Source organism: Streptomyces sp. NPDC002536 (genome assembly GCF_053594995.1).
Window position 1 is genome coordinate 53,118 of record NZ_JBSFWU010000033.1, and the last position, 10,392, is coordinate 63,509.

8 protein-coding genes are annotated in these 10,392 nt (G+C 73.9%); 4 read left to right on the forward strand and 4 right to left on the reverse strand.

Annotated elements, in window-relative coordinates; all coding sequences use genetic code 11:
• Window positions 1-32: 32 nt before the first annotated feature.
• Window positions 33-1,361, forward strand: a complete 1,329-nt coding sequence (locus ACWD4B_RS15130) for a diaminopimelate decarboxylase (RefSeq protein ID WP_451421141.1) — start codon at window positions 33-35, stop codon at window positions 1,359-1,361.
• Here ACWD4B_RS15130 and ACWD4B_RS15135 read toward each other — a convergent pair.
• Entirely contained in the window at window positions 1,345-1,917 is a 573-nt protein-coding gene (locus ACWD4B_RS15135) for a hypothetical protein (RefSeq protein ID WP_451421142.1), read from the reverse strand. The genes ACWD4B_RS15130 and ACWD4B_RS15135 overlap by 17 nt on opposite strands.
• A gap of 215 nt (window positions 1,918-2,132) precedes the next feature.
• Here ACWD4B_RS15135 and ACWD4B_RS15140 point away from each other — a divergent pair, with 215 nt between their 5' ends.
• On the forward strand, window positions 2,133-3,458 hold the full coding sequence (locus ACWD4B_RS15140; protein WP_451421143.1) for an alpha/beta hydrolase: 1,326 nt from the start codon (window positions 2,133-2,135) through the stop codon (window positions 3,456-3,458).
• Here the strand turns inward: ACWD4B_RS15140 and ACWD4B_RS15145 are convergent.
• From ACWD4B_RS15145 to ACWD4B_RS15155, 3 genes are all read right to left on the reverse strand, one after another.
• On the reverse strand, window positions 3,455-4,294 hold the full coding sequence (locus tag ACWD4B_RS15145) for a MurR/RpiR family transcriptional regulator (protein WP_451421144.1): 840 nt from the start codon (window positions 4,292-4,294) through the stop codon (window positions 3,455-3,457). The two genes, ACWD4B_RS15140 and ACWD4B_RS15145, sit on opposite strands and share 4 nt — an antisense overlap.
• 67 nt (window positions 4,295-4,361) lie before the next feature.
• The gene (locus ACWD4B_RS15150; protein WP_451421145.1) at window positions 4,362-5,717 is read right to left on the reverse strand and encodes an acyl-CoA synthetase; all 1,356 of its coding nucleotides are present in this window, start codon (window positions 5,715-5,717) and stop codon (window positions 4,362-4,364) included.
• A gap of 402 nt (window positions 5,718-6,119) precedes the next feature.
• Complete coding sequence (locus ACWD4B_RS15155) at window positions 6,120-7,511, reverse strand: cystathionine beta-synthase (RefSeq protein WP_451421146.1); 1,392 nt, start codon at window positions 7,509-7,511, stop codon at window positions 6,120-6,122.
• Window positions 7,512-7,745: 234 nt separating this feature from the next.
• Here ACWD4B_RS15155 and ACWD4B_RS15160 point away from each other — a divergent pair, with 234 nt between their 5' ends.
• Both ACWD4B_RS15160 and ACWD4B_RS15165 read left to right on the forward strand, forming a co-directional pair.
• On the forward strand, window positions 7,746-8,822 hold the full coding sequence (locus ACWD4B_RS15160) for an SGNH/GDSL hydrolase family protein (RefSeq protein WP_451421147.1): 1,077 nt from the start codon (window positions 7,746-7,748) through the stop codon (window positions 8,820-8,822).
• A gap of 128 nt (window positions 8,823-8,950) precedes the next feature.
• Window positions 8,951-10,171 carry an acetyl-CoA C-acetyltransferase gene (locus tag ACWD4B_RS15165; protein WP_451421150.1) on the forward strand — a complete coding sequence of 407 codons (1,221 nt, stop codon included), beginning with the start codon at window positions 8,951-8,953 and terminating at the stop codon, window positions 10,169-10,171.
• The last annotated feature ends 221 nt before the right edge of the window (window positions 10,172-10,392 follow it).

Genomic DNA, 10,392 nt, shown 5'->3' on the forward strand with positions numbered 1-10,392 from the left:
CCCCTGACGGGGCCCCGTGGCACAGTCGGGGCATGACAGCCGTGGAGAGTCGGCGGGACCGTGCCGTCAGGCACGCCGTGCGGCAGGGGATCGTCGGGCCGCAGCAGCCCGTCGCCGGGTTCCTCGACGTGGACGCGATCCGCGACGCCGCCCGAACGCTGCGCGAGGCATTCAGTGCCCTCGGAGCGACCCGCATTCTGCACACCTTCGCCGTCAAGGCCGCCCCGCTCGTCCCCGTCCTCCGTCTCCTCGCCGACGAGGGCCTCGGCTGCGAGGTCGCCAGCCCCGGCGAACTCGCCCTCGCCCGGGCCTCGGGGGCGTCCCCCGCCCGCACGGTGCTCGACTCCCCCGCCAAGACGGGCGCCGAGCTGCGCGAGGCCCTCGCGCTCGGCATCGCCGTGAACGCCGACAGCCGCGAGGAGCTCGTGCGGCTGGATGCGCTCGTACAGTCGGCCCCCACCTCCTCCACCCTCGGTCTGCGGGTGAACCCGCAGGTCGGCGGCGGGAGCATCGGCGCGCTGAGCACGGCCACCGCCACGTCCAAGTTCGGCGTCGCGCTGCGCGACGAAGGGGCGCGCGCATGGCTGCTCCGCGCCTGCGCGGAGCGCCCCTGGCTCACGCGGCTGCACGCCCACGTCGGCTCGCAGGGGTGCCCTCCCGAGCTGATGGCCGAGGGTGTGCGGGCCGTGTACGAGCTGGCCGAGGAGGTCAACGCGGCCGCCGGGCGGCAGCAGATCGCGACGCTCGACATCGGCGGCGGACTGCCCGTCAACTTCTCCTCCGACGAGGTCATCCCCACCTTCGACGACTACGCCCGGCTGCTGGCCGGCACCGTCCCCGGCCTGTTCGACGGACGCTACGGCCTGGTGACGGAGTTCGGCCGGGCGCTGCTCGCCAAGAGCGGCATGGTGCTGGCCCGCGTCGAGTACGCCAAGTCGGCGGGCGGCCGCCGGATCGCGGTGACCCACGCGGGGGCGCAGCTGGCCGTGCGAACGGTGTTCGCACCGGAGTCGTGGCCGCTGCGGGTGGCCGCGTACGACGCGCAGGGGCTGCCGAAGACGGGCGGGGCGGTGGCCCAGGACGTGGCGGGGCCGTGCTGCTTCGCCGGCGACCTGGTCGCCGTGGACCGGCCGTTGCCGCTGCTGGAGGCGGGCGACCACGTCACGCTGCTCGACACCGGCGCGTACTACTTCGCACACCACTACGCGTACAACACGCTCCCCCGGCCGGGGGTTTACGGCTACACGGCCGCAGAAGGAGAGACCGCTCGGTTCGTCACCGTCCGCTCGCCGCAGACACTCGCCGAACTGGTTGCCGAGGGGGGCGCCGCGCACGCGGCGGGTCTCACCGCCCTGCGGTGACCTTCGCACCGCCGGGGGCGGCATCGCCCGCGGCGAGCCCGGTGGTCAGGTAGCCGGTCACGCGCGGGGCGGCGGGGCTCGCGTGGGCCCACTCGGTGCGCACCCACAGCAGCACCTCGTCGCGGCGCTCCAGGGTGCCCAGCCACCGGGCCTTCGCCCACAGCCCGGCACCGGCCCCGGCCAGGCCGAGGCCGACGGCGCACGGCAGCGCGAAGGAGGAGCCCACGGCGGCGAGGAAGCCCAGGGCGAGCCACCAGCGGTGGGCGCGGCGCCAGTTCCGCGCGGTGACGGCGCGGTCCTGGAGGAAGACGGCCCGCCCGGCCCGGGACGCGCCGCGCGCGAGCTCCGCGTAGCGCTTGCGGCGTACGGCGAAGGCGCCGGCGGCCGCGACCAGGAACAGCGCGGCACCGGCGAGGGCGCCGATGCGGAGGCCGGTGAACCCCGGCACGAAGGCGCCGATGCCGGCGCCGAGCAGCCCGGACCACCAGAGCCGGGCGGCGGGCGCCCGGACGATCACCGCTACCCGTGCCAATGCGTACTTGCTGCCGCCGGTCACGTTCGGACCTCCTCGTTCCGGATCGGGATTCCGGTGCGGAAGGGTAGTGGGGGTTTCTGAGAGCGGGCTGAGTGGCGGGGCCCGTAAGGGGCGTCTGGCTAGCCCACTCGGAGTCATACCGCGGTATCACACGGGACTTGGCCCCGTCGTGTGACGAGTCCGAGGCCGCCCGATCCCTACTCTCGTCGTATCAGACGAGCGGAAGGACCCACGCCATGCCGGTGCCGGACCAGCAGCGCGCCCTGCGCCGACGAGCGCTCGTCGCAGCCGGCGTGCTGGCCCTGACGGGGCTCGCCAGCGCCTTCACCCCCACCGCCCACGCGGCGGCGGCCACAGCGGCCACAGCGGCAGCGTCACCGCTGCCCGCCCCCACCGGCCCGTACCCGGTCGGGACGACGACCCGGCACCTGACCGACACCGCGCGCCCGGACCCCTGGCACCCGGAGCGGGGATCCCGCCAGGTGATGGTCAGCTTCTGGTACCCGGCCGCGCGGGCGCAGTGGCGCACGGCGCAGCGCATCGCCCCGCACATGGACGCCCTCTCCGCCGCCCACTTCGGCTCGGCGAGGGGCGCGGGGGTGTTCAACTACGGCGTGCCCGCCGGAAGCGTCGACTGGGCCGCCACGCGGACGCACGCCGTCGTGGACGCACCCGTCGCGCGCGGCACCCGGGTGCGGCCCGTCGTGCTGTACTCCGCGGGGCTGGGCGACCCGCGCACGTGGAACACCTCGCTCGTCGAGGAGCTCGCCTCCCGCGGCTATGTGGTCGTCACGGTCGACCACACCTACGACTCCTCCGAGGTGCTCCTCACCGGCACCGGTCCCGGCCGCCACGGCGGCGGCCGGCTCGCGGAGTCCGGGCTGCCCGCCCTGGCGCAGCAGCACGGCACCGACCCGAGTGCCGTGCTCCGCAAGGCGATGACGGCCCGGGTGGACGACACCCGCTTCGTCCTCGACGTGCTCGACGGCCACCGGCCGCACCCCCGGCCCGAGTTGCCGCGCACGCTGACGGACGCGATGGACCTGCACCGCATCGCCATGGCGGGCCACTCCGCGGGCGGCTTCACCGCGCTGCAGGCGATGCACGACGACCGGCGGATCGGTGCCGCGGTCGACATGGACGGGACGCTGGCGTTCCCGGACGGCAAGCCGGGCAGCGTGGCCCGGGACGGGGTCGACCGCCCGTTCCTCCTCATGGGGACGGAGAGCCCCGACTCGGGCTCGTACCGGCGCCAGCCGTCGTGGGCATCGCTGTGGCGGCACTCGCGCGGGTGGCACGGCGACGTGACGCTGCTCGGCTCGCGGCACGGGGCGTACACGGACGCGGCGGCACTGCTGCCGGGCGCCGCCTCGCGCGAGGTCCTGCGGAAGGACGTGGGAACGGTACGCCCGGAGCGGGCAGTTGCCGCGACGAGGGCGGCTGTCGTGTCATTCCTGGACCGCGTCCTGCGAGGCAAGGACGACCACTTGCTGGGCGGCTTCCCGGAGCTGCGCCCCGAAGGGGCGCGGGGAACTGCGCGAGCAACCACAACACACCGTTAGTCGACGAACAACCCCCGAGCCACGGCCCGCACGTCGAACTCCTCCAAGCGCGCCTGAGCATCAGGCAACGCATCGCACATCGCCTCCAGCAGCACCCGCCCCAGCAGCATCGGCGCGCACGCCGTGTCGAAGGCCAGCCCCGTCCCCACAGCGGCGGGCAGCAGCACCTCGCTGTACCGCGCCACGGGAGCGAACGTGGAGTCCGCGACGGTGACGACCGTCAGCCCCGCACCCTGTGCGTACGCGAGCGCCTCCACGACCTCCCGCGGGTGCCGCGGCAGCGCGAAGCACAGCAGTGCGCTCGCGCCCGCCCGTACGGCCGCGTCGATCCGGTCGACGAGCAGCGTGCCGCCCTCGTCGAGCAGCCGGACGTCCGGGTGCACCTTGCGCGCGAAGTAGGCGAAGCCGCCCGCCTGGGCCCCGGCGGCACGCAGCCCGAGCACCGGCAGCGGCCGGGACGCGGCCAGCAGCCGCCCCGCGCGGGCGACCGGCTCCGGGTCGGCGAGCAGCGAGGCGAGGTGGCGGAGGTTGTCGATCTCGGCGTGCACCGCCTGCTGGTACTCGTTGTACGAGTCCGCCGCCGCGCCCGCGGCGGCCGGTACGACGTCCCGCAGGTGCCGGCGCAGCGCCGGGTAGCCGTCGAAGCCGAGGGTCACCGCGAAGCGGGTCACCGACGGCTGGCTGACGCCGGCCAGTTCGGCGAGCTCCACGCTCGACAGGAACGGCGCGTCGGCGGCACGCCGCACCATGCAGTGGGCGATGCGCCGCTGCGTCGGCGTCAGCCTGTGCCCCTCGAAGAGTTTCTGCAGCCGCGCCGTGGCCCCGGTGTCGCTCATCGGCTCTCCTCGGTCATTCAGTTCTGTCCCGGCCTGCATGAAATTATGCAGGCCGGGACAGGGTGCGTCACAGCGGCGGCAGCAGCTTCTTCTGCGGCTTGCCCATCGCGTTGCGCGGCAGCGCGTCCAGGAAGCGGATGCGGCGCGGCCTCTTGTGCACGGACAGGTGCCCGGCCACGAAGTCGATCAGCTCCCGCTCGCCGACCCCGTCGGCCACCACGTACGCGACGACCTCCTGGCCGAGGTCCTCGTGCGCGACCCCGACCACCGCCGCCTCGCTGACCGCCGGGTGGTCGAGCAGCGCGTTCTCCACCTCGCCCGCGCCGATGCGGTAACCGCCGGACTTGATCAGGTCGGTGGAGGCGCGGCCCACGATGCGGTGGGTGCCGTCCTCGTCGACGGCCGCGATGTCGCCGGTGCGGAACCAGCCGTCGGCGGTGTACGCGGCGGCCGTCGCCTCCGGGCGGCCCAGGTAGCCGGCGAACAGCGTCGGCCCGCTCACCTCCAGCTCGCCGATGCCGCCCTCCGTCGCCGCCAGCCGGGTCCGGACGCCCGGCAGCGGCAGCCCCACGGCGCCCGGGCGGCGCTCGCCGTCGGCGCGGGCGGAGACGGTGATCAGGGTCTCGGTCATGCCGTAACGCTCCACGGGCCGCTGCCCGGTGAGCTCCTCCAGGCCCCGGAAGACGGGCGCGGGGAGCGCCGCGCTGCCCGACACCAGCAGCCGCGCCCCGCTCAGCGCCCGCGCCGCGGCCGGGTCGCGCACGACGCGGGACCAGACGGTCGGCACCCCGAAGTACAGGCTGCCGCCCGCGGCCGCGTACGCCTCCGGCGTCGGCCGCCCGGTGTGCACCAGCCGGCAGCCGGTGCGCAGCGCGCCCAGCACGCCCAGGACCAGGCCGTGGACGTGGAACAGCGGCAGGCCGTGCACCAGGGTGTCCTCGGGCGTCCACTGCCAGGCGTCCACGAGCCCGTCCAGGCACGCGGCGACCGCCGCGCGGGGGATCAGTGCGCCCTTGGGGGCGCCGGTCGTGCCGGAGGTGTAGAGGACGAGGGCGGTGGACGCGGGGCCGGGCTCCGCGCCCGTCCAGGAGCCCTGTTCGCGTATGTCGACGGGCACGTCCGCGCCGAGGACCAGCTCGGCGCCGGAGTCGCGCAGGATGTGCTCGCGCTCGGCGGGCCCGGCGTCCGGCGGCAGCGGCACCACGGGCACCCCGGCCAGCAGCCCGCCCACGACGGCGGCGACGGTCTCCACGCTCGGCGTCGCCCGGACGGCGACGGACTTGGCACCGGCGATACGGGACGCCACCGCGCTTGCGGCTCCCAGGAGTTGCTCCCGTGAACACGGTTGCCCGGCGATGGTGAGGGCGTCCGGGCGGTCGTCCTGACCGGGCCGGGCCAGGGACGTCAGCAAGGGAACGGTCACAGGTGCTCCTTCGGAGAGGTGCGGGTCCTGTGACCGTACAACTCGGGGCTTCGCCCCAGGTGCGGCAGCGCCCCGTAAGCCCCGGGACTTCGCCTGCAGGCGCGTCGTGGCTGGTCGCGCCCACGCGGCGGAGCCGCATATGTCAACAGCCCCGCGCCCCTTCGGGGCGCCCCCGTACAGGGCGCAGAGGCCGCCGCACCCAGGCCGGAAAGGCGGCCGGGGTCGGGACGGCGGCGGCCCCCGCAGGACGGCCAGAGTCCGGGAGCCGCTCCGGAGGTCCCGCCGACTCCCCCAATATGCCGGTCGCTTGTTAAGTCCGTGCTGCGAGCACGTGACACATACGTACCTTTGACGGACCGGCAGATGGCGAACGGTGCACCGCCAACGGACCGGAGCCCGCGGCTACTTGGCGCCGTTCTCCTCGGCGAGGAAGGCGAGCAGGTCCTGCCGGCTCACCACGCCGGACGGCTTGCCCTCGACCAGCACGACCGCCGCGTCCGCCTTGCCCAGCACGGCCATCAGGTCGGCGACCGGCTCGCCCGAGCCGACCTGCGGCAGCGGCGGGCACATGTGCTTCTCCAGCGGGTCGGAGAGCGAGGCCCGGCTGGCGAACAGCGCGTCCAGCAGCTCCCGTTCGACGACCGAGCCGACGACCTCGGCGGCCATCACATCGGGGTGCCCCGCGCCCGGCTTGACGATGGGCATCTGCGAGACGCCGTACTCGCGGAGCACCTCGATGGCCTCGCCGACCGTCTCCTCGGGGTGCATGTGCACCAGAGACGGCAGGCCGCCGTCCTTGCGGCGCAGCACGTCGCCGACGCGGGCGGTGGCGGGGCCCTCCTCCAGGAAGCCGTAGTCCGCCATCCACTCGTCGTTGAAGATCTTGCTCAGGTAGCCGCGGCCGCTGTCCGGCAGCAGCACGACCACGACGTCCTCCGGGCCGAGCTTCTCGGCGACCCGCAGCGCCGCGACGACCGCCATGCCGCAGGAGCCGCCGACGAGCAGGCCCTCCTCCTTGGCGAGGCGGCGGGTCATCTGGAAGGCGTCCTTGTCGGAGACCGCGACGATCTCGTCGGCCAGCGTCCGGTCGTATGCACTCGGCCAGAAGTCCTCGCCCACGCCCTCGATCAGGTACGGCCGGCCGGAGCCGCCGCTGTAGACCGAGCCCTCGGGGTCGGCGCCGATGACCTTGACCTTGCCGTCGCTGATCTCCTTCAGGTAGCGGCCGGTGCCGCTGATGGTGCCGCCGGTGCCCACGCCCGCGACGAAGTGGGTGATCCTGCCGTCGGTCTGCTCCCACAGCTCCGGACCGGTGGACTCGTAGTGGGAGCGGGGGTTGTTGGGGTTGCTGTACTGGTCGGGCTTCCAGGCGTTGGGCGTCTCACGGACGAGGCGGTCGGAGACGTTGTAGTAGGAGTCCGGGTGCTCGGGGTCGACCGCGGTCGGGCAGACGACCACCTCGGCACCGTAGGCGCGGAGCACGTTGATCTTGTCCGTGGAGACCTTGTCCGGGCACACGAAGATGCACTTGTAGCCCTTCTGCTGGGCCACGATCGCCAGACCCACACCCGTGTTGCCGGAGGTCGGCTCCACGATCGTGCCGCCCGGCTTCAGCTCGCCGGACTTCTCGGCGGCCTCGATCATGCGCACGGCGATGCGGTCCTTCACGGAACCGCCCGGGTTGAAGTATTCGACCTTGGCAAGCACGGTGGCCTCGATGCCATCGGTCACGCTGTTGAGCTTCACCAGCGGGGTGTTGCCGACGAGCTCAATCATCGAATCGTGATACTGCACGGTGATCTCCGCGGTCAGGGGGCACTAGCGGTCGTCGCGTGCCCGTAAGCCCAGCCTATTGCGCGTCCGACTGCACTAGTGGCGCGTTGCGTTCGACTGCAGGCGGGGCAACCTGCTGGTAGTGCGCCTCTGCAAAGGGGAGCACCACATTCGTGAAGCTTTCATGAAGCCTTTGTGAAACGGGCTTCCGGGCACGGATTTCCGTGCCCCGGAGACGGTGGAGGAGGCCTGCCGATGTCCAGGTCGAGGGCGAGGGCAGCACGGCGGATCGCAGCGGCGGCGGCGTACGGGGGCGGGGGCGCCGGCCTGCTCGGCGGGGCCGTGCTGGGCGTGCTGCTCACCGAGGTGGCACTGGCCAAGCGCGTGGTCGGCGGCAGCGGGGACACCCCGCCGCAGGCGGACGGGCGCTACGGCTCGGCCTTCGTCCACAGGCTGGGGAACCCGCCCCTGCTGCTCGGCATGCTGGGCGACTCCACTGCCGCCGGCAAGGGCGTGCACCGGCCGCGGCAGACGCCGGGCGCCCTGCTGGCCACCGGGCTCGCCGCAGTGGCCGAGCTCCCGGTGGAGCTGCACAACGTGGCGCTGTCCGGCGCACAGTCGTACGACCTGGAGCGGCAGGTCACGCTGCTGCTCGCCGACCCGGAGCGGGTCCCCGACGTCTGCGTGATCATGATCGGGGCCAACGACGTCACCCACCGGGTGCCGGCCGCCCGCTCGGTGCGGCTGCTGGCGGAGGCGGTGCGCAGGCTGCGCGAGGCCGGCTGCGAGGTCGTCGTGGGCACCTGCCCGGACCTGGGCACCATCGAGCCCGTCTACCAGCCGCTGCGCTGGCTGGCCCGGCGGATGAGCCGCCAGCTGGCGGCCGCGCAGACCATAGGGGTCCTGGAGGCGGGCGGGCGCACGGTCTCGCTGGGCGATCTGCTGGGGCCGGAGTTCGCGTCGAACCCGCGGGAGCTGTTCGGGCCGGACAACTACCACCCCTCGGCCGAGGGCTACGCCACCGCGGCCATGGCCGTCCTGCCGACGCTGTGCGCCGCACTGGGCCTGTGGCCCGAGGACGAGGAGCGGCCGGACGCCGCGCGCCGCGAGGGCATCCTGCCGGTGGCCCGGGCCGCCGCCCAGGCGGCGGCCGAGGGCGGCACCGAGGTGTCGGTGGCCCGCGGCCGCTGGGCGCTGCTCAAGCACCGCAAGCGGCGCCGGCTGCCCGGCCACGCCGAACCGGCGGCGCGGCGGCGGGCCCAGCCCCGGACGGTGCGCGGAATGCGCCCGTCCCAGCCGCCGACGCCCGGGTTCCGGCCGAGCGACAATTGAGGCCCGCGCGCCCTCCGGGAACGCACCCGCGAAAGAGGCCCGCATCACAGCGGCGAGGCCGTGACCAGACCGCTACGTACGGGTAACTTCCCGGAGAGTCCTGCCTTTTGCGCACCCTGGGAGCCGTGATGCCCGAAGCCGTGATCGTCTCTACCGCCCGCTCCCCCATCGGCCGGGCCTTCAAGGGCTCGCTGAAGGAACTGCGCCCGGACGACCTGACCGCCACGATCATCCAGGCGGCCCTCGCCAAGGTGCCCCAGCTCGACCCGCGCGAGATCGACGACCTGATGCTCGGCTGCGGCATGCCCGGCGGCGAGCAGGGCCACAACCTGGCCCGCATCGTGGCCGTGCAGATGGGCATGGACCACCTGCCCGCCACCACGATCACCCGCTACTGCGCCTCGTCGCTGCAGACCTCCCGGATGGCGCTGCACGCGATCAAGGCGGGCGAGGGTGATGTCTTCATCTCGGCGGGCGTCGAGATGGTCTCCCGCTCGGTCAACGGCTCCTCCGACGGCATCCCGGGCACCCACAACCCGCTCTTCGCCGACGCCGAGGCCCGCACGGCCGCCCGCGCCGAGCAGGGCGGCGTGGGATGGCACGACCCGCGCGAGGACGGGCTGGTCCCGGACGCGTACATCGCGATGGGCCAGACCGCGGAGAACCTGGCCCGGCTCAAGGGCGTCACCCGGCAGGACATGGACGAGTTCGGCGTGCGCTCGCAGAACCTCGCCGAGCAGGCCATCGCCAAGGGCTTCTGGGAGCGCGAGATCACCCCGGTGACGCTGCCCGACGGCACGGTCGTCTCGACGGACGACGGCCCGCGCGCGGGCGTCACCCTGGAGGGCGTCCAGGGCCTGAAGCCCGCCTTCCGCCCGGACGGCCGGATCACCGCGGCCAACTGCTGCCCGCTCAACGACGGTGCGGCGGCCGTGGTGATCATGTCCGACACCAAGGCGCAGGAGCTGGGCCTGACCCCGCTCGCCCGGATCGTCTCGACGGGCGTCTCGGCGCTGTCCCCCGAGATCATGGGCTACGGGCCGGTGGAGGCGAGCAAGCAGGCGCTGCGCCGGGCGGGGCTCGCGGTCGGCGACATCGACCTGGTCGAGATCAACGAGGCGTTCGCCGCGCAGGTCATCCCCTCCTACCGGGACCTGGGCATCGATCTCGACCGGCTGAACGTCAACGGCGGCGCGATCGCGGTGGGCCACCCCTTCGGCATGACGGGTGCCCGCATCACGGGCACGCTGATCAACTCGCTGCAGTTCCACGACAAGCAGTTCGGTCTGGAGACGATGTGCGTGGGCGGCGGGCAGGGCATGGCGATGGTGATCGAGCGGCTGAGCTGAGCCGCAGCGGAGGGTAGGGGTCGCCTGAGGAACGAAGGCGGCACCTGCCCGCAGCGGAGGCGAGGCTCAGCGCGGCCAAAAGATCGAGCGGCTGAGCTAGGCGCCCGGCCGGAAGCCCGGTCCGGCAACTGCGGGTCCGCTGTAGCTGGTCGCGCAGTTCCCCGCGGCCCGGGCGGGGGGCCCCCCCCCCCCCGCCCGTATGCAAACCAGCGGAAAGCAGT